The following is a 17,848-nucleotide window of genomic DNA, read 5'->3' as shown; positions in this document are numbered from 1 at the left end:
GGGGCGGACGCGGCGGAAAGCGGGGCGCGGCCCGGCTCTTGGAGTAAAATGCCGCTCTTGATTTGCAACCTTGCGGGGCCAGGGCGGCGGCTATAGTGCAATCAAGCCGCCGCGCGCCGCACTCGAAAGCGAGACATTGAACCCTCTGTTTGCCCAGCCTTGCGCCATCGTCGACTTGGAAACCACCGGCGGCCACATCAGCCGCGACCGCATCACCGAGGTGGGCGTCATCCTGATCGACGGCGACCGGGTGGAGCGCTTCAGCTCTCTGATCAATCCCGGCCAGCCCATCCCTCCCTTCATCGAGAACATGACCGGCATTTCCGACGCCATGGTGGCGGAAGCGCCGAGCTTCGCCGAGCTGGCCGAGCGTTTGCTGGCGATGCTGTCCGGCCGCCTGTTCCTGGCGCATAACGCGCGTTTCGACTACGGCTTTCTGAAAAACGAATTCCGCCGCGCCGGCCTGCGCTTCCAGAGTCAGTCGCTGTGCACGGTGAAGCTGTCGCGCCGGCTCTACCCGCAGTTTTTCAAGCACAGCCTGGACAGCCTGATAGAGCGGCACGACATCCGCCTGCCGGAGCGCCACCGGGCGCTGGCGGACGCGGAGGCGGTGCATCGCTTTCTGGGCCTCGCCAATCAGGAGCTGGGCGCGGAGGCGCTGGAAGCGGCGATGGCGGCGGTATTGGCCGCGCCGCCGGAGCTGGCCGGCCTGCCGGAGGCGCTGCAGGAGCAACTGGAGCTGCTGCCGGACGTGCCGGGGGTGTACACGCTGTACGGCGAGGACGGCAAGCCCTTGTACGTGGGCCGGGGAAGCAATCTGCGCAATCGGGTGCTGGCGCATTTCGCCGCGGTCAAGGGCGGCGGCAAGAGCCGCGAGGTGCATATCGGCGAGCCCATTGGCCGGGTGGAGTGGCGGGAGACCCTGGGCGAGTTCGGCGCGCATCTGCTGGAGCTGCAGCGCGTCCACGCCTTGGCGCCGCGGCACAACCATCGCGGCAAGCTGAGCCCGGAGCTGTGCTCCATCCAGCTGGTGACTGAGGACGGCTTCACCCGTCCCAAGGTGGTGTACGCGCGCGAGCTGGACTTCAGCCGCACCGCGGATTTGTACGGCCTGTTCCGCCACGCGCGCGAGGCGCGCAAGATCCTGGCGGAGATCGCGCTGGGCAATGCCTTGTGCCAATCGGTGCTGGGGGTGGAGGCGGTGACCAGCCGCAAGGGCGCGCCGTGCGCGGCCTTGAAGCTGGGCCGCTGCCGCGGCGCCTGCGTCGGGCGCGAGCCGGCCGAGGTGCACAATATCCGGCTGCTGGGGGCCTTGGCCAAGCTGAAGGTGAAGGCCTGGCCGTTCGCCGGCGCGATCGCGGTGGTGGAGACCGACGAGGTGACCGGCGAGCGCGCCGAGCATGTGTTTGACCGCTGGTGCTATCTGGGCTCGCGCCAGCGCGACGGCGGCCCGCTGGAGGGCGCGCCGTCCTTCGATCTGGACAGCTACAAGCTGTTGGAGGGCTGGCTGCGCAAGCCGGCGGAGGGGACGGCGCTGCGCGAACTCTGAATCATAGCCAGTTCTTCAGCAGCAAGGCCGCCAGCAGGACGGCGATCAGCGCCAGCAGCCAGTTCTGGCGCTTTTGCTCCCGCATCAGCTGGATGTAGCCGCTGATCAGCAGTTCGCTGTTGGCGGAGGACAGCGCGTCGTTGAGCTTGCGCGGTAGCGTGGGCAGGGTGGTGGCCCATTGCGGCGCCTCGTGCTTCAGCGTGCGCAGCAGGCCGCGCCAGCCTATCTGCTCGTTCATCCACTTGGTCAGGAAGGGCTTGGCGGTGTCCCACAGGTCCAGATTGGGGTCCAGTTGGCGGCCCAGGCCTTCGATATTGAGCAGGGTCTTTTGCAGCAGCACCAGTTGCGGCTGGATCTCGACATTGAAGCGGCGGCTGGTTTCGAACAGGCGCAGCAGCACCATGCCGAAGGAGATTTCCGACAGCGGCTTCTCGAAGATGGGTTCGCACACGGTGCGCACCGCCGCTTCCAGTTCCTCGGCGCGGGTGTCTTTCGGCACCCAGCCGGATTCGATGTGGGCAGTGGCCACGCGGTGGTAGTCGCGGTTGAAGAAGGCGAGGAAGTTGACCGCCAGGTAGTGCTTGTCGGTGTCGGTCAGCGTGCCGACGATGCCGAAGTCCAGCGCGATGTAGCGGCCGTCGGCGGCGACGAAGATATTGCCCGGGTGCATGTCGGCGTGGAAGAAGCCGTGGCGGAACACCTGGGTGAAGAAGATTTCCACGCCGAAGCGGCTGAGCCTGGATAGGTCCACGCCGGCTTCGCGCAGCCGCTCCACCTGGCCCACCGGGATGCCGTGCATCCATTCCAGCGTTAGCACGTCGCGGCTGGTGTAGTCGTAGAACACCTCGGGCACGATCAGCATGTCCGAGTTCTTGAAGTTGCGGCGCAGCTGCGAGGCGTTGGCGGCCTCGTGCATCATGTCCAGTTCGTCGTGCAGGTATTTGTCGAACTCGGCGACGACTTCGCGCGGCTTCAGCCGCTTGCCGTCGGTGAACAGCTTTTCCACCCAGCCGGCCAACGTGGCCATCAGCGCCAGGTCCTGCTCTATCACCGGCTGGATGCCGGGGCGCAGCACCTTGACCGCCACTTCGCGGCCGCGGCCGCCGTCGGGCTGGCGCAGCCAGGCCTTGTGCACCTGGGCCACCGAGGCGCTGGCCACCGGGGTGTTGTCGAAGTCGACGTAGAGTTCGTCCACCTTGCGGCCCAGGCTGCGTTCTATCATCTCGCGCGCTTGCAGGCCGTCGTAAGGCGGCACCCGGTCCTGCAGCCGCGCCAGCTCGTCGGCGTAGTCCGGCGGCAGCAGATCGCGGCGGGTGGACAGCACCTGGCCGAACTTGACGAAGATGGGCCCCAGGCTTTCCAGCGCCAGCCGCACCCGTTGCGGCAGCGGCGCGCTGGCGTCGCGGCGCAGCGGCAGCAGGCCGAACAGCTTGTGGACGAAGCCGAGCTTGGAATGGCCTTCCAGGAAGTCGTCCAGGCCGAAGCGGTAGAAGGTGGAAACAATCTTGAAAAAGCGCGAAATCCGCATGTGCCGTCAGGCCTTTGTCTGTTCTTGTTGCAGCGCGGCCTGCAGCCGCGCCAGGCGTTTTTCCAGGCGGCCGGCGTCGTCGCGCAAGGTGTCCACCGCGGCGACGAAGCCTTGCACCTGGCGGCGGCCGGCCAGCACCGGCGTTTCCTCGCGCAGGTGCTCCACCCAGTTGGCGGCCAGCCGCCAGGCCACCTGGCCTTTGAAGCCGAGCAGGCCGCGCGCCAGGGTTTCCGCGCGCTGGGCGGCGGCGTCGCCCACCAGTCGGGACAGGTCCTCGGCGGCGCTCCACTGCAGGCGGCCCAGCAAGCGGCCGACGGCGGCGGCCAGTTCGGCGTCGCCTTCCAGCTGGATGTCGCTCAGCGCCGGGTCGCGGCCGGCCACCGCCGCCAGCGCGACGGCGTGCTTGAGTCGCACCGTGGCCTCCGGCTCGCCCTCGCAGGCGGCCAGCCAGCCGTCGTCGGTGAACACGCCGGCCACGTGGAAGGGCGGCAGCGCCACGGCGACGCGCCGTCCGGCGTGCGCGGCCAGTTCCGCCCGCACCGCCGGGTGTTGGTTCAGCAGGTGGTTGAACGCCGCGATCTGAATGCCCATGCGCTGTCTCCGTGGATGGAAGGTGAAGGGGTCTGGTCTGATCAAGGCCGCATCGCCGGAGCGCAGCGGATCGTAATCAGGCTCTTAGAAGCTGTTCAAAGTCTCGCGAGCAAGAGCGAGCTGAAGGCGTTTTCAACGCCGTATCGCCGACGCGCAGCAGATCGTAAACAGGTTCTTAGAACTTGTAGCCCTTGTGCAGCGCAACCACGCCGCCGGTCATATTGTGGTAGTCCACCTTGCCGAAGCCGGCGTCCAGCATCATCTGTTTCAAGGTGTCCTGGTCAGGATGCATGCGGATGGATTCGGCCAGGTATTGGTAGCTGTCGGGGTCGTTTGCCACCAGCTTGCCCATCACCGGCAGCGCCTTGAAGGAGTAGAAGTCGTAGAACGGCGACAGCGGCTTCCACACCTTGGAGAACTCCAGCACCATCAGCTTGCCGCCCGGTTTCAGCACCCGGCACATTTCCTTCAGCGCCGCGTCCTTGTGGGTCATGTTGCGCAGGCCGAAAGCCACCGACACCGCGTCGAAGTAATTGTCGGGGAAGGGCAGCTTCTCGGCGTCGGCCAGCGACACCGGCAGCATCAGGCCGTCGTCCAGCAGCCGGTCGCGGCCCACGGTCAGCATCGAGCTGTTGATGTCGGTCAGCCATACCTCGCCGCTCTTGCCCACGCGCTTGGCCCAGCCGCGCGACAGGTCGCCGGTGCCGCCGGCGATGTCCAGCACCTTGTCGCCTGCCTTGACGCCGGAGGTGGTCAGGGTGAAATGCTTCCACACCCGGTGCAGCCCGCCGGACATCAGGTCGTTCATCACATCGTATTTCTTGGCCACCGAGTGGAACACATCGGCCACCTTGGCGGCTTTTTCGCTTTCGGCAACGGTCTTGAAGCCGAAGTGGGTCGTCTTGTCCATGGTCACTCCCTGCTCGCGCCTGCGGCGGCGAGGCGATTGAGATAATCCTGCCAGTACTGGTCGCGTTTGGCGCCCAGCTCGTATAGATAGCTCCAGCTGTACAGTCCGCTGTCGTGGCCGTCGTCGAAGGTGATCTTCAGCGCGTAATGGCCCACCGGCTCCAGCGCGGTGACGGCGACGTGGCGCTTGCCCACTTGCAGCACTTCCTGGCCGGCGCCGTGGCCGCGCACTTCCGCCGAGGGCGAGTAGACGCGCAGGTATTCGCAGGGCAGCTCGAAGCGGGCGCCGTCGTCGAAGCTGATTTCCAACACGCGCGACACCGCGTGCAGCTGGATTTCCTGCGGCGCGGGCGCGTCGGGGGTGGGTCCGGACATGGTCTATCCTCAAAGGCGGCCGATGGGGCCGCGCGTCAGTCTTTGCGTTCCAGCAGCATGGCGTCGCCATAGCTGAAGAAACGGTATTCCCGCTCCACCGCGTGCCGGTAGGCGGCGCGGATTTCCTCGTAGCCGGCGAAGGCCGACACCAACATCAGCAGCGTGGACTTGGGCAGGTGGAAATTGGTCAGCAGGCGGTCCACCACCCGGAAGCGGTAGCCCGGGGTGATGAAGATGTCGGTTTCGCCGCAGCCGGCGGCCAGTTCGCCGCCGCGGGCGGCGGATTCCAGCGCGCGCATGCTGGTGGTGCCCACCGACAGCACTTTGCGGCCGGCGGCGTGAGCTTCGGCGATCAGCGCGCGAGTGGCTTCCGGCACTTCGTAGATCTCGCTGTGCATCTTGTGCTCGGCGATATTGTCCACCCGCACCGGCTGGAAGGTGCCGGCGCCGACGTGCAGCGTCACGTAGGCCAGGCGCACGCCCTTGGCGCGCAGCTGCTCCAGCATGTCTTCGGTGAAATGCAGGCCGGCGGTGGGCGCCGCCACCGCGCCGCGTTCGCGGGCGTAGACGGTTTGATAGCGCTCGTCATCCTCGTCGCCGGCGCCGCGTTCTATATAAGGCGGCAGCGGCAGCTTGCCGGAGGCTTCCAGGATGTCGAACAGATTGTCCTCGGCCAGGAAGCGCAGCTTGAACAGTTCGCCGTGGCGCTCTACCATCTCCGCCTCCCAGCGATCGGCGAAGATCAGCCGGGTGCCGGGTTTGGGCGATTTGGAGGCGCGGACGTGGGCCAGCGCGGTGTGGGCGTCCAGCACGCGTTCTATCAGCGCCTCGATCTTGCCGCCGCTGGCTTTTTCGCCGAACAGCCGCGCCTTGATCACGCGGGTGTCGTTGAACACCATCACGTCGCCGGGACTGACCTGGTCGATGAAGTCGGTGAAGCGCAGATCGGCGCGGTCATGGCCGGCCACGCGCAGCAGGCGGCTGGCGCCGCGCTCGGCCGGAGGGTGCTGGGCGATCAGCTGCTCGGGCAGGTGGTAGTCGAAGTCGGAAAGCTGCATAAGACGTAAAAGATTCAGAATCGGCAAATTATACCCGCGCCGCCGGCCGCCGGCATCAGCTTAGTGAGCGAAGTGGCGGGATTTGCGCTGAATCAACATCGATTTTCGGCAAGGCGGTAAAAACTTGCCAGGCGGAAAAACGCCCGTGGATACTAGTGCTTTGACTCGAAGAACCGCCGTGTTCGGCATCCAAACAACTGTTTGAAATGATGCAAAAGCTAGACATCTTGCAGCGAATTGCGGCAAACTCGCGCCCAAGATGATAAACAGGAGCAGGCTTTGACCGGAAAAATCCTCGTGTTGCACGGCCCCAACCTCAATCTGCTGGGACAGCGGGAGCCGCAGCACTACGGCCGGGAAACGCTTGACGATATCAACCAGCGGCTGGAACAGCAGGCTAGCGCCGCGGGGTTTGAATTGTCGGCATTGCAGAGCAATGCGGAATATGTGTTGATTGATCGCGTGCAGCAGTGCCTGCATGACGGTACTGCCTTCATTCTGGTCAATCCGGCCGCTTTCACCCATACCAGCGTCGCCTTGCGCGATGCGCTGGCGGCGGTGCAAGTGCCGTTTATCGAAGTCCACCTTTCCAACGTTCATGCCCGCGAACCGTTCCGCAAGCATTCGTATTTCTCCGACCTCGCGGTCGGCGTGATCTGCGGATTCGGCGCCCACGGCTATGAACTGGCGCTTGCGCACGCCATCCGGCATCTTGCCGCGCAAGCCTAACTCACTCTACCGAATATCCCACTCGAAGGATTATCAATGGATCTCCGTAAACTCAAGAAGCTGATCGATCTCGTCGAGGAATCCGGCATTGCCGAACTCGAGGTGACCGAGGGGGAAGAAAAAGTCCGCATCACCCGCGTATCCGCCGCGCCGCAAATGGCCTACGCTCAGCCGATGACTGCGCTGCAAGTGCCCAACGCCGCTCCGGCCGCCGCGGCCCCGGCCGCCGAAGCCGCCGCGCCGGCCAGCAACGACAAGAACGCGATGAAGTCGCCCATGGTGGGCACCTTCTACCGTTCGCCGAGCCCGGGCGCCAAGAGCTTCATCGAAGTGGGTCAGAGCGTCAACGCCGGCGACACCCTGTGCATCATCGAAGCGATGAAGCTGATGAACGAGATCGAAGCCGACCGCTCCGGCGTGGTCAAGGCCATTCTGGTTGAAGACGGCCAGCCGGTGGAATTCGGCGAGCCGCTGTTCATCATCGAGTAAGCCAGACGACAGGCTGACGGCAACAGGGCACGGCGCAGCGTCTGTGCCCTTGTCGTTTGCCACGACAGCATTGGCGGCCCCCGCCGGCGACGACGCCGGCCGCGGAATCCGCCAGCGGAGAATTCCATGTTTGAAAAAATTCTGATTGCCAACCGGGGTGAAATCGCCCTGCGCATCCAGCGTGCCTGCCGCGAAATGGGCATCAAGACCGTGGTGGTGCATTCCGAGGCCGACCGCGAAGCCAAGTACGTGAAGCTGGCCGACGAATCGGTCTGCATCGGCCCGGCGCCCAGCGGCAAGAGCTATCTGAACGTGCCGGCCCTGATCGCCGCCGCCGAGGTGACCGATTCCCAGGCCATCCACCCGGGTTACGGCTTCCTGTCGGAAAACGCCGACTTCGCCGAGCGCGTCGAGCAATCCGGCTTCGTGTTCATCGGTCCGCGTCCGGACACCATCCGCCAGATGGGCGACAAGGTGTCGGCCAAGAACGCGATGATTGAAGCCGGCGTGCCCTGCGTGCCGGGCTCCGACGGCGCTTTGCCGGACGATCCGGCCGAGATCGTCAAGATCGCCAAGAAGATCGGCTTCCCGGTGATCATCAAGGCCGCCGGCGGCGGCGGCGGCCGCGGCATGCGCGTGGTGCATACCGAAGGCGCCTTGATCAACTCGGTGCAGATGACCCGCACCGAGGCCGGCGCGGCTTTCGGCAATCCCACCGTCTACATGGAAAAATTCCTGGAAGAGCCGCGCCACATCGAAATCCAGATCCTGGCCGACGAATACGGCAACGCCATCTATCTGGGCGAGCGCGACTGCTCGATGCAGCGCCGCCACCAGAAGATCATCGAGGAAGCGCCGGCGCCGGGCATCACCGACAAGCAACGCCAGAAGATAGGCGAAGCCTGCGCCGAAGCCTGCCGCCGCATCGGCTACCGCGGCGCCGGCACCTTCGAATTCCTGTTCGAGCGCGGCGAGTTCTACTTCATCGAGATGAACACCCGCGTGCAGGTTGAGCACCCGGTGACCGAGATGATCACCGGCATCGACATCGTGCAGGAACAGATCCGCATCGCCGCAGGCGAGAAACTGCGCTACAAACAGAAGGACGTGGTGTTGCGCGGCCATGCGATGGAGTGCCGGATCAACGCCGAGGACCCGTTCACCTTCGTGCCGTCCCCGGGCAAGATCGAAAGCTACCACCCGGCCGGCGGCCCGGGCATTCGCATCGATTCGCATATTTACCAGGGCTACACCGTGCCTTCGCATTACGATTCCATGGTGGGCAAGCTGATCGCCTTCGGCGATACCCGCGAGCAGGCGATGGCGCGGATGCGGGTGGCGCTGTCGGAAATCTCCATTTCCGGCATCAAGACCAATATCCCGCTGCATCAGGAACTGTTCATGGACGCGGCTTTCCAGCGCGGCGGCACGTGCATTCACTATCTGGAGCAGCGTTTGTCGCAGCAGAAAAAAGGGGGCGCCTGATGGCCTGGCTGCAAGCCACCATTGACGCCGAGTCAACCGTTGCCGAGCGTCTGGCCGACGCGCTGATGGACGCCGGCGCGCTGTCCACCGCGATCGAAGACGCTTTTGCCGGCACCGAGCGCGAAGAACCCATTTTCGGCGAGCCCGGCGAGCCGGTGGACAAGCTGTGGAGCCGCAGCCGCATCATCACCCTGTTTGATGAAGCGGCCGACGTGGCCCTGCTGATCGCCGCCGCCGCCAACGCCTGCGGCCTGAGCCTGCCCAGCTACAGCATGGAACGGGTGGAAGAGCAGGACTGGGTGCGTCTGACCCAGTCGCAGTTCGACCCGATCCGGATTTCGGACCGGCTGTGGATCACGCCGACCTGGCACGAGCCGCCGGCGCCGAACGCGGTCAATCTGCAATTGGACCCGGGCCTGGCTTTCGGCACCGGCAGCCACCCCACCACGCGCTTGTGCCTGCAATGGCTGGACGCCCAGCTGCAAGGCGGCGAAAGCGTGCTGGACTACGGCTGCGGCTCCGGCATCCTCGCCATCGCCGCGCTCAAGCTGGGCGCGGCCTCGGCCTTGGGCGTGGACATCGACGCGCAGGCGGTGCGGGCCAGCCAGGACAACGCCGAGCAGAATCAGGTCAAGGCGGATTTCTGCCTGCCGGATCAGAACCCGGAGGCGGTCTACGACGTGGTACTGGCCAATATTCTGGCCAATCCGCTGCGCATGTTGGGCCAGTTGCTGGCGAGCCACGTCAAAACCGGTGGTAGAATCGTGCTTTCAGGCATTCTCGCCGAACAAGCCGAAGAGCTGTCCGCCATCTACGAACAATGGTTCCAGATGGACGCTCCGGTGTTCGACGAAGGATGGACCAGACTGACAGGAACCCGACGCCCCACGGTATGACATATACGACACAGTGCCCCAATTGCCAGACACGCTTCAAGGTCAATGATGCCCAGTTAGCGGCCGCCAATGGCTTGGTGCGCTGCGGGCGCTGTTCGCATGTGTTCAACGCCACCGAGCATTTCGTCGCAGCGGAAGCGCCGCCGGCGGAGCCTCCGCGCGCCGCGGCGCCGCCGCCGGCCGTTCCGCCGCAGTCGGCCCAGCCGCGCGAGGCGCTGGACGATTTCGAGCTGGAAGTGCCGGATTTCGATCCGGGCGCCAGCGCGGCGGAAGCGCCGCCGGACGAGTTGCTGATGCCGCCGCCTATGGCGGAGGAGGCCCCGGCCGCGCGCGCCGACGTCGAGGAGTTCCAGCGCGCTTTGGCGGAGGCGATGCAGAATCGCCACGTCAGCGCGCCGCTGGGCAACCCGTTTGGCGCGGAAGACGCCGCGCCGGAGGAGCCGGCGCCGGAAGTGTTCGGCAACCGCCGCCGTCCCGCTCCGGAACCGGAGCCTGAAGCGGCGCCTGAGCCCCTGTTTGAAGCGCCGCCGGTCAAGCCCGCGCCGGCGCCGGAGCCGCGCGTCGAGCCGCAGCTCAGCCACGTCGACGACGATGAGGACGAGGCGCCGCGTCGTCGCCACCCGGCGCTGACCTTCCTGGCCGTGATCGCCTCGGCGATCGGCGTGCTGGTGTTGGCCGGCCAGCTGGTGTATTTCAACCGCACCCGCATCGCCGCGGAAGTGCCGGAACTGCGCCCTACGCTGGAAAGCCTGTGCGACGCGGTGGGCTGTGCGGTGCCCTGGCCCACCGACATCGCCCGCGTGCGCACCGAGTGGTCGGAACTGGCCTTCGTCCCCGATTTCCCCAATCTGATCCAGCTGTCCGCCACGCTGAAGAACCACGCCACTTACTCCCAGGCCTATCCGATGCTGGAAGTGACCTTGAAGGATTCCGACGATCAGGTGCTGATCCGCAAAGTGTTCGCGCCCAAGGAATACCTGAAGCCGGACGACTTCAAGCTCGGCCATTTCAACTCCAACAGCGAGGTCAAGGTGACCATGCGGCTGGACGCCGGCAAGGTGCATGCGATGGGGTATAGCTTGTATTGGTTCTACCCTTAAGAAGCTGCTCAAAGTCTGCTGCGCATCGGCGATACGGCGTTGAAACCCGCTTCGAAATGCTCATGTACCATCTGTACATTCCGCTTTCTCAGCGGTTTTCGCCTTGTCTCGCTCTTGCTCGCGAGATTCTGAACAGGCTCTCAGAACCATTGATCATGGTTTCCAGGACGACAAACAGGCCGGCATTCGCCGGCCTGTTCGCGTTTCCCGTCCGGAAAGATCTTATTGCCGCGCGGTGCGGGTATTCCCCACCGGCATCTCGCCGCAATTGCTGCGGAAGGGATTGATGTCCAGGCCGCCGCGGCGGGTGTAGCGCGCGTAGACGGTGAGCCGGCTGGGCGCGCAGGCGCGCAGCAGGTCGGTGAAGATGCGCTCCACGCATTGCTCGTGGAATTCATTGTGCTGGCGGAAGCCTATCAGATAGCGCAGCAGCGCCTCGCGGTCCAGCCGCGGGCCGGTGTAGCGGATCTGCACGCTGCCCCAGTCCGGCTGGCCGGTGACCAGGCAGTTGGACTTCAGCAGATGGCTGCACAGGGTTTCGCTGACCACGTCGCCGGCGTCGGCGCGCAGGATCTGCGGGCAGGGCGCGTAGTTGTCCACCTCGATGTCCAGATCGTCGATGCAGTCGCCGGCCGGTTCGGCTATGGTTTCGCCGCCAAATTGCTGCGGCAGCATGATGTCCACGCCTATCGCCTTGCCGGCGGCGGCGGACAGGTCCGCGGCCAGCTGGCGGCGCAGCGCGTCCAGGCCGGCCATCCGGGTCTGGTTATAGCTGTTCAGATAGAGCTTGAAGGATTTGGATTCGATCAGGTTAGGGCTGTCGGCCGGGATGCGGAAGGCGGCAATGCCCACCTGAGGCTTGCCGCGGGCGTTGAGCCAGGACAGTTCGAAACCGGTCCAGATGTCCACGCCGGCAAACGGCAGCGCGGCGGCGTCCACGCCGATTTCGTCGCGCTTGGCCTGGCGCGGGATCGGAAACAGCAGATGGGGATCGTAATGATCCTGATAGCTGACGGTTTTGCCCAGAGGGGATTGCTCCGGGGACATGGCTTGAGTGTTCATGGCTTGAATTATATCGATTTTCAAAGAAGCGGCAGATCGTGAGCCGCTTTTTAAAGCAGGCCCTTGCGCCACAGCGCCATCAAGTCCATGGTCAGCGCCACGCTGCAATGCAGCGCGATGCCCAGCCAGATGGAACGGTAGCGGTAGCTGAGCGCGCCCAGCGCGACGCCGGCGACGATGGCGGCCAGGCTCTCCAGCAGCGGCTTCTCAAAATGGATCATGCAGTAGGGCAGCACCATCACGAAGACGGCGCTGACGCCCAGCCGCGGTTTGAGGCCGTGCACCATATAGCCGCGGAAGAAGAACTCCAGCGCGGCGAACTGGGCGAAATACAAGAGCTCCCACAGCAGCCAGTGCGGCCATAAGCTCTCGCCGGGGCTGAGCCGGAAGAAGGGATAGATCTTCAAAAAGCCGGGCTGGCCGGACGCCCACCATACCAAGGGCAGCATCAGGGCGTAGAACAGCGGGAACAGCTTCAGGTCCGTCTTCAACGTGGCGCGGTCCGGCCAGGCCAGGCCGAAGTCGGCCAGCGGGCGGCGATCCAGCAGCCGGATGGCCAGCAGCGGCAGCAGGCAGTAGCTGGCGATGCTGGCCAGCGCCCAGTAGGCGGCGCGGTAGAGATCGGTGTCCGGGTTATGCACCACCTGCTGGCGGAAGGACAAGCCCAGCGCCGGCCACCATTGCAGCAGCCAGTCCATCATCCAGTAACGGTTGGCGGGGTAGTAGAGCAAGGTCAGGCACAGGCAGCTGACCAGCAGCACGCCGGCGGTCTGACGGTCGGCCGGCGTCAGGAGAGGAGCGCGCGGGCCGGCCGGCATCTCAGCGCTCGCGGCGCATGAAGTCGCGCGGGCGGAAGCCGAGCGCGAACAGCGCGGCGAAATAGACGGCCGCGCCGGCGACGACCAGCAGGCTCAGCCAGGCCACGCGTTGCCAGGCCGGGCCGTGCCAGTGGACGGGCAGCAGCCATTGCAGCGCCAGCAGCGCGGCGGCCATGGCCGCGATGGCCACGGCCATCTTGCTGAGAAAGCCGCCCCAGCCGGCCGAGGGCTGGTAGATGCCGCGCTTGAGCAGCGCGCGCAGCAGCAGGCCGGCGTTGAGGCAGGAGGCGAGGCCGATGGACAGCGCCAGGCCGGCGTGCTTGAGCGGAAACACGAAGGCCAGGTTCATCAGCTGGGTCAGGCACAGGGTGATCAGCGCGATGCGCACCGGGGTCTTGATGTCCTGGCGCGCGTAGAAGCCGGGCGCCAGCACCTTGACCAGGATCAGGCCGAGCAGGCCGAAGGAGTAGGCGATCACCGCCTGCTGCGACATCAGCGCGTCGTGGGCGGTGAATTTGCCGTAGGTGAACAGCGTGGCCAGCAGCGGGCCGGACAGCAGGCCCAGGCCCACCGTGGCCGGCACCGCCAGCAGCAGCGACAGGCGGATGCCCCAGTCCAGCAGCACGCTGAATTCGCCGTCGGAACGGGTGGCGGCGTGTTTGGACAGCGAGGGCAGCAGGATGGTGCCCAGCGCCACGCCCAGCACGCCGGATGGGAATTCCATCAGCCGGTCGGCGTAATACATCCAGGACACGCTGCCGGTGGGCAGGAAGGAGGCGAAGGTGGAGTTGATCAGCAGCGAGATCTGCGCCACCGACACGCCGAAGATGGCCGGCCCCATCTGTTTGATCACGCGCCAGACCGCCGGGTCGCGGAAGGCGAACACCGGGCGCGCCAGCATGCCTATCTGCTTCAGGAAGGGCAGCTGCCACACCAGTTGCACCAGGCCGCCGACGAAGACCGCCCAGGCCAGCGCCATGATGGGCGGGTCGAAGTGGCTGCTGAAGAACAGCGCGAACACAATGAAGCTGAGGTTGAGGAAGGTGGGCGTGAACGCCGGAATCGAGAACTTGCCCCAGCTGTTGAGCACGCTGCCGGTCATCGACGACAGCGAGATAAAGAAGATATAGGGAAAGGACACGCGCAGGATGTCGGCGAACAGGGCGGCCTTGGCCGGCTCGCGGTAAAAGCCGGGCGCGGAAATCCACATGATCAGCGGCGCGGCCAGCATGCCGACGGCGGTGACCAGCAGCAGCACCGAACCCAGCACGCCGGTGATCTTGGCGACGAATTCGCGGGTTTCCTCTTCGCTGCGCTGGTTCTTGTATTCGCCCAGAATGGGCACGAAAGCCTGTGAAAACGCGCCTTCCGCGAACAGGCGGCGCAGCATGTTGGGAATCTTGAAGGCGGCGTTGAAGGCGTCGGCGGCCATGCCGGCCCCGAAAACGCGAGCGATGATGGTATCGCGGACCAGGCCCAGGATGCGGGACACCATGGTCATGCTGCTGACAGCAGCCAGAGCCTTGAGCAGATTCATGTTGCGGGTGGTTTATCTAGCGTTGAGCAAGCCCGCTAGTGTACGCCGCCAGGTTTATTGTTGCAAAACCTGAGTTTAGGGCTTAGAATCGCGGGTTTCAGATTCCGCTCATCAGGAGAAAGATTCATGGCTAACAGCGCACAAGCTCGCAAGCGTGCACGCACAGCCCTTAAGCAGCGCGCGCACAACGCCAGCCTGCGTACTGCATTCCGTACTGCAGTTAAGAAAGTGCTCAAGGCAGTTGAAGCAGGCGATAAAGCCGCTGCCAAGGTAGTGTTCCAGACTTCCGAAAAAGTGATTGACCGCATTGCTGACAAGGGCGTGTTCCACAAGAACAAGGCCGCTCGTCACAAGAGCCGTCTGTCGGCTCAGATCAAGGCCATGGCCTGATCACAGCCCAGCGCTGAAGAATACGCAAAGGCTCCGCATCGCGGGGCCTTTTGTGTGTCTGGCGCATTGATTTCCCTAGGGGGAGGCATGGCTATGTCTGGATGGACGGCGTGGGCGCTGGCCTTGTGCGCAGCGCAGACCCTGGCGGCGGAGCTGCCGCAGCAATTGGCCGAGTGCGGCCGCTTGGCGGACGCCAAGTTGAGACTGGCCTGCTATGACGGCCTGGCGGCCGGCCAGCCCGCGGCGACGGCGGCCATATCGCCTCCTTCCGCCGTTCCGCCCGCGGAAAGCCGGGTTCCGGCTGCGGATGTCCGGACGGACGCGGCGCAGGCGCCCAGCCGGCTGGCCGAAGCCTGGGACCTGGATGGCCGCTCGCGCGGCGATACCTTCGGCTTCCGCCTGTACCGTCCCAATTACTATCTGCCGGTCTGGCAGATGGCCAAGCCCAACAACGAGCCGCAATCGCCGACCCGGCCGCCCAGTCAGACGCCGGGCGGCGAACTGGACAAGACCGAGGCCAAGTTCCAGCTGTCGTTCAAGACCAAGGTGTGGGAAGACATTTTCGATACCCCGCTGAACCTGTGGTTCGCCTACACCCAGCAATCGCATTGGCAAATCTACAACAGGGCGCATTCCGCGCCGTTCCGCGGCACCGACTACGAGCCGGAGCTGATCCTGACCTTCCCGCTGCCGTCTTCCTGGGCCTGGGGCGACACCCGGCTGCGCATGGGCGGCCTGGGCCTGCTGCACCAGTCCAACGGCCGCGCCAATCCCTTGTCGCGCAGCTGGAATCGGGTGTACGCGATGGCGGCGCTGGACAACGGTCCGTTCACGCTGCAAGGACGCTGGTGGGCGCGGCTGCCGGAGTCCGGCGACAATGACGACAACCCCGACATCGTCAAATACCTGGGGCACGGCGATCTGCAGGCGATCTACCAATATCGCGGCCAGACCTTCAGCGCCTTGTGGCGGCCCAATTTCGACAGCGGCAAGCACGGCTTGCAGCTGGACTGGAGCTTCCCGCTGCGGGGCAAGCTGCGCGGCTATGTGCAGGCTTTCGACGGTTACGGCGAAAGCCTGATCGATTACAACGTGCGCACCCGCGCGCTGGGCGTGGGGCTGACGATGAGCGACTGGCTGGAGTGAATCCCGCTCGCTAGGCTGGGCTTGGAATCCGCGGTGCGGATGATGCAAGGATGGTGAACAGGCTCGAAGCAGGCCCGCCGCTAGGCGGGCCTTGCGCTTATTGCAGCAGCGCGGCCGCCTGGCGCGCCATCTCGCCTTCCTCGTCGGTGGGCAGCACATAGGCCGCGCGCGCGCTGGCGGCGGTGGTCAGCCGTCGCGCCTGGGCCAGGTTGGCGGCCTGGTCGGCCTCAAAGCCCAGCCAGGCCAGCTGTTGCAGCACCCGGCCGCGCACCTCCGGCGAATGCTCGCCCACGCCGGCGGTGAACACCAGCGCGTCCAGGCCCTTCATCGCCGCGGCCAGGCTAGCCACTTCGCGCGCCACCCGGTAACAGAACAGCTCGATGGCCTCGCGCGCCGCCGGCAGGTCGCTGGCCAGCAGTTCGCGCATATCGGACGACAGGCCGGAGACGCCGAGCAGGCCGGAGTTCTTGTACAGCTCGCGCCGCACATCGGCCACGCTCATGCCGGCCTGTTCCTGCCAGTAGAGGATGACTTCCGGGTCGATGTAGCCGGGGCGGCTGCCCATCATCAGCCCGTCCACCGCGGAGAAGCCCATGCTGGAAGCCATGCTGCGGCCGGCGTCCAGCGCGCAGGCGCTGGCGCCGCTGCCCAGGTGGCAGACCACCACCTTGGCGCGCTCCAGGCCCAGTTCCGGCAGCCGCCTGGCGATGGCGGCGTAGGACAGGCCGTGGAAGCCGTAGCGGCGCACCCCGTCGTCGTGCCAGTGGCGGGCGATGCCGAAGCGGGTGGCCACCTCCGGCTGCTGGGCGTGGAAGGCGGTGTCGAAGCAGGCGAACTGCGGCAGCCGGGCGTCGTACTCCTCGAAGGCGGAAATCACCGACAGGCTGACCGGCTGATGCAGCGGCGCCAGCGCCACGTAGTCCTCCAGCTGGGCGCGGATGTCGGCGTCCAGCCGTACGGCGGCGGTGAAGCGGCCGCCGCCGTGCACCACCCGGTGCACCACGGCCAGCGGCTCCAGCTGCTGATCGGCCAGGCTGTTGATCACCGCGGCGATGGCGTTGGCGCGGCCGCCGTCGTCCAGCGCGTGGCGGCTCAGCGTCTGGCCCTTGCCGTCCAGCAATTGCAGTTCCGGCTTGGCCTGGCCGAAGCGGTCCACCATGCCGCGCGCCAGCAGCTGGCGCCCGTCCGGCGCGAAGGCGCGGAATTTCAGCGTCGAGGAGCCGGCGTTGACGGCGAGCAGCACCCTGCTCATGGCCGCGGCCCGCTTTGCCGGCGCTTGTGCGCCAGCAAATTTGCCACGGCGGCGGAGGCGAGGCGGCCGTTGGCGTCGTCGGCGCGGCTGGTCAGCACGATGGGCGCGCGCGCGCCCATCACGATGCCGGCCGAAGCCGCGGCGGCCAGATAGGTCAGCTGCTTGCCCAGCATATTGCCGGCTTCCAGATCCGGCACCAGCAGGATGTCCGGGTCGCCTGCCACCGGCGAGACGATGCCCTTGCTGTCGGCGGCTTCGCGCGAGATGGCGTTGTCGAAGGCCAGCGGGCCGTCGAGGATGGCGCCGGTGATCTGGCCGCGGTCCGCCATCTTGCACAGCGCGGCGGCGTCCAGCGTGGAGCGCATCGCCGGATTGATGGTTTCCACCGCGGCCAGGATGGCCACCTTGGGCTGGCGGATGCCCAGCGCCTGGGTCAGGTCAATGGCGTTCTGGCAGATGTCGCGCTTGGTCAGCAGGTCGGGCTCGATATTGATCGCGGCGTCGGTGATGAACAGATAGCGCGGATAGGTCTCCACCTTCATGATCCAGACGTGGCTGATGCGGCGGTCGGTGCGGATGCCGGTGCCGCGCGCCAGCGCTTCGGCCATGAATTCGTCGGTGTGCAGGCTGCCCTTCATCAGAATGTCGGCGTAGCCGTCGCGCACCAGGGTCACCGCCTGCTCGGCGGCGGCGTGGCTGTGCGGCACGTCGATCAGCTCGAAGCGGCTCAGGTCCACTTCCAGCTCGTCGGCCAGCTTGGCCAGCCGGGCGGCGGGGGCCACCAGGATGGGGGTGGCGATGCCGTGGTCGGCGGCCTCCACCGCGCCCAGCAGCGCTTCGCGGCTGCAGGGGTGGGCCACCGCCATCGGCAGCGGCCCCAGGCCGGTCGCCTGTTGCAGGATGTCGGCAAAAGCGTGTTCGTCGCGTGTCATGG

At 65.9% G+C, this 17,848-nt stretch carries 18 protein-coding genes; 8 read left to right on the top strand and 10 right to left on the bottom strand.

Annotated features, from left to right (window positions below):
- The first annotated feature begins 136 nt into the window (after window positions 1-136).
- Window positions 137-1,549, top strand: coding sequence for an exonuclease domain-containing protein (locus VK98_RS12695; RefSeq protein WP_231589273.1), 1,413 nt, complete (start codon window positions 137-139; stop codon window positions 1,547-1,549).
- A gap of 1 nt (window position 1,550) precedes the next feature.
- Here the strand turns inward: VK98_RS12695 and ubiB are convergent, their stop codons facing one another.
- From ubiB to queA, 5 genes are all read right to left on the bottom strand, one after another.
- On the bottom strand, window positions 1,551-3,077 hold the full coding sequence (ubiB, locus tag VK98_RS12690; RefSeq protein WP_048414386.1) for a ubiquinone biosynthesis regulatory protein kinase UbiB: 1,527 nt from the start codon (window positions 3,075-3,077) through the stop codon (window positions 1,551-1,553).
- A gap of 6 nt (window positions 3,078-3,083) precedes the next feature.
- Window positions 3,084-3,668 carry an SCP2 domain-containing protein gene (locus VK98_RS12685; RefSeq protein ID WP_048414385.1) on the bottom strand — a complete coding sequence of 195 codons (585 nt, stop codon included), beginning with the start codon at window positions 3,666-3,668 and terminating at the stop codon, window positions 3,084-3,086.
- A 175-nt stretch (window positions 3,669-3,843) separates the two neighbouring features.
- Entirely contained in the window at window positions 3,844-4,578 is a 735-nt protein-coding gene (ubiE, locus tag VK98_RS12680) for a bifunctional demethylmenaquinone methyltransferase/2-methoxy-6-polyprenyl-1,4-benzoquinol methylase UbiE (protein WP_048414384.1), read from the bottom strand.
- 2 nt (window positions 4,579-4,580) lie between these two features.
- Complete coding sequence (locus VK98_RS12675; protein WP_048414383.1) at window positions 4,581-4,952, bottom strand: gamma-butyrobetaine hydroxylase-like domain-containing protein; 372 nt, start codon at window positions 4,950-4,952, stop codon at window positions 4,581-4,583.
- A gap of 35 nt (window positions 4,953-4,987) precedes the next feature.
- A complete protein-coding gene (gene queA, locus VK98_RS12670) occupies window positions 4,988-6,010 on the bottom strand; it encodes a tRNA preQ1(34) S-adenosylmethionine ribosyltransferase-isomerase QueA (RefSeq protein ID WP_048414382.1) in 1,023 nt (340 codons plus the stop codon).
- 279 nt (window positions 6,011-6,289) lie between these two features.
- Between queA and aroQ the strand changes: the two genes are divergently transcribed.
- From aroQ to VK98_RS12645, 5 genes are all read left to right on the top strand, one after another.
- The gene (gene aroQ / locus VK98_RS12665) at window positions 6,290-6,739 is read left to right on the top strand and encodes a type II 3-dehydroquinate dehydratase (RefSeq protein WP_048414432.1); all 450 of its coding nucleotides are present in this window, start codon (window positions 6,290-6,292) and stop codon (window positions 6,737-6,739) included.
- A 36-nt stretch (window positions 6,740-6,775) separates the two neighbouring features.
- Window positions 6,776-7,228 carry an acetyl-CoA carboxylase biotin carboxyl carrier protein gene (accB, locus tag VK98_RS12660; protein ID WP_048414381.1) on the top strand — a complete coding sequence of 151 codons (453 nt, stop codon included), beginning with the start codon at window positions 6,776-6,778 and terminating at the stop codon, window positions 7,226-7,228.
- Window positions 7,229-7,354: 126 nt separating this feature from the next.
- Complete coding sequence (gene accC, locus VK98_RS12655; protein WP_043592857.1) at window positions 7,355-8,713, top strand: acetyl-CoA carboxylase biotin carboxylase subunit; 1,359 nt, start codon at window positions 7,355-7,357, stop codon at window positions 8,711-8,713.
- Complete coding sequence (prmA, locus tag VK98_RS12650) at window positions 8,713-9,609, top strand: 50S ribosomal protein L11 methyltransferase (protein WP_048414380.1); 897 nt, start codon at window positions 8,713-8,715, stop codon at window positions 9,607-9,609. The genes accC and prmA overlap by 1 nt, the downstream gene beginning before the upstream one ends.
- Window positions 9,570-10,709: a DUF3426 domain-containing protein gene (locus VK98_RS12645; RefSeq protein WP_369700246.1), complete on the top strand. Its 1,140-nt coding sequence runs from the start codon at window positions 9,570-9,572 to the stop codon at window positions 10,707-10,709. Before prmA ends, VK98_RS12645 begins: the two co-directional genes overlap by 40 nt.
- A gap of 222 nt (window positions 10,710-10,931) precedes the next feature.
- Here the strand turns inward: VK98_RS12645 and queF are convergent, their stop codons facing one another.
- Genes queF through murJ form a run of 3 tightly spaced genes read right to left on the bottom strand, consistent with a single transcriptional unit; the run spans window position 10,932 to window position 14,126 of the window.
- Window positions 10,932-11,771, bottom strand: coding sequence for an NADPH-dependent 7-cyano-7-deazaguanine reductase QueF (gene queF, locus VK98_RS12640; RefSeq protein ID WP_048414378.1), 840 nt, complete (start codon window positions 11,769-11,771; stop codon window positions 10,932-10,934).
- A 50-nt stretch (window positions 11,772-11,821) separates the two neighbouring features.
- Window positions 11,822-12,589, bottom strand: coding sequence for a CPBP family intramembrane glutamic endopeptidase (locus VK98_RS12635; RefSeq protein WP_053077365.1), 768 nt, complete (start codon window positions 12,587-12,589; stop codon window positions 11,822-11,824).
- A gap of 1 nt (window position 12,590) precedes the next feature.
- A complete protein-coding gene (murJ, locus tag VK98_RS12630; RefSeq protein WP_048414377.1) occupies window positions 12,591-14,126 on the bottom strand; it encodes a murein biosynthesis integral membrane protein MurJ in 1,536 nt (511 codons plus the stop codon).
- A gap of 126 nt (window positions 14,127-14,252) precedes the next feature.
- On the opposite strand from murJ, the gene rpsT reads away from it, so the two are divergent.
- Entirely contained in the window at window positions 14,253-14,516 is a 264-nt protein-coding gene (gene rpsT, locus VK98_RS12625) for a 30S ribosomal protein S20 (RefSeq protein WP_048409254.1), read from the top strand.
- Window positions 14,517-14,603: 87 nt separating this feature from the next.
- Window positions 14,604-15,662, top strand: coding sequence for a phospholipase A (locus VK98_RS12620; RefSeq protein ID WP_082158967.1), 1,059 nt, complete (start codon window positions 14,604-14,606; stop codon window positions 15,660-15,662).
- 97 nt (window positions 15,663-15,759) lie between these two features.
- Here VK98_RS12620 and VK98_RS12615 read toward each other — a convergent pair whose 3' ends face one another.
- Together VK98_RS12615 and VK98_RS12610 are read right to left on the bottom strand one after the other, a co-directional pair.
- Window positions 15,760-16,914 carry an acetate/propionate family kinase gene (locus VK98_RS12615; RefSeq protein WP_048414376.1) on the bottom strand — a complete coding sequence of 385 codons (1,155 nt, stop codon included), beginning with the start codon at window positions 16,912-16,914 and terminating at the stop codon, window positions 15,760-15,762.
- Entirely contained in the window at window positions 16,911-17,846 is a 936-nt protein-coding gene (locus VK98_RS12610) for a phosphate acetyltransferase (RefSeq protein ID WP_048414375.1), read from the bottom strand. Before VK98_RS12610 ends, VK98_RS12615 begins: the two co-directional genes overlap by 4 nt.
- Between the last annotated feature and the right edge of the window lie 2 nt (window positions 17,847-17,848).

The sequence above is a fragment of the Chromobacterium sp. LK11 genome (genome assembly GCF_001043705.1).
GTDB classification, from domain to species: Bacteria; Pseudomonadota; Gammaproteobacteria; order Burkholderiales; family Chromobacteriaceae; genus Chromobacterium; species Chromobacterium alkanivorans.
The sequence above is the reverse complement of the archived record's forward strand: the minus strand, read 5'-3'. Positions and strand labels throughout refer to the sequence as shown.

Bases quoted from the DNA above. Each gene is read 5' to 3' on its own strand.
- VK98_RS12610 (WP_048414375.1), bottom strand. From the start codon at position 17,846: ATGACACGCGACGAACACGCTTTTGCCGACATCCTGCAACAGGCGACC.
- murJ (WP_048414377.1), bottom strand. From the start codon at position 14,126: ATGAATCTGCTCAAGGCTCTGGCTGCTGTCAGCAGCATGACCATGGTG.
- ubiE (WP_048414384.1), bottom strand. From the start codon at position 4,578: ATGGACAAGACGACCCACTTCGGCTTCAAGACCGTTGCCGAAAGCGAA.
- queF (WP_048414378.1), bottom strand. From the start codon at position 11,771: ATGAACACTCAAGCCATGTCCCCGGAGCAATCCCCTCTGGGCAAAACC.
- ubiB (WP_048414386.1), bottom strand. From the start codon at position 3,077: ATGCGGATTTCGCGCTTTTTCAAGATTGTTTCCACCTTCTACCGCTTC.
- accC (WP_043592857.1), top strand. From the start codon at position 7,355: ATGTTTGAAAAAATTCTGATTGCCAACCGGGGTGAAATCGCCCTGCGC.
- VK98_RS12645 (WP_369700246.1), top strand. From the start codon at position 9,570: ATGGACCAGACTGACAGGAACCCGACGCCCCACGGTATGACATATACG.
- prmA (WP_048414380.1), top strand. From the start codon at position 8,713: ATGGCCTGGCTGCAAGCCACCATTGACGCCGAGTCAACCGTTGCCGAG.
- VK98_RS12635 (WP_053077365.1), bottom strand. From the start codon at position 12,589: ATGCCGGCCGGCCCGCGCGCTCCTCTCCTGACGCCGGCCGACCGTCAG.
- VK98_RS12615 (WP_048414376.1), bottom strand. From the start codon at position 16,914: ATGAGCAGGGTGCTGCTCGCCGTCAACGCCGGCTCCTCGACGCTGAAA.
- VK98_RS12685 (WP_048414385.1), bottom strand. From the start codon at position 3,668: ATGGGCATTCAGATCGCGGCGTTCAACCACCTGCTGAACCAACACCCG.
- accB (WP_048414381.1), top strand. From the start codon at position 6,776: ATGGATCTCCGTAAACTCAAGAAGCTGATCGATCTCGTCGAGGAATCC.
- VK98_RS12675 (WP_048414383.1), bottom strand. From the start codon at position 4,952: ATGTCCGGACCCACCCCCGACGCGCCCGCGCCGCAGGAAATCCAGCTG.
- rpsT (WP_048409254.1), top strand. From the start codon at position 14,253: ATGGCTAACAGCGCACAAGCTCGCAAGCGTGCACGCACAGCCCTTAAG.
- VK98_RS12620 (WP_082158967.1), top strand. From the start codon at position 14,604: ATGGCTATGTCTGGATGGACGGCGTGGGCGCTGGCCTTGTGCGCAGCG.
- queA (WP_048414382.1), bottom strand. From the start codon at position 6,010: ATGCAGCTTTCCGACTTCGACTACCACCTGCCCGAGCAGCTGATCGCC.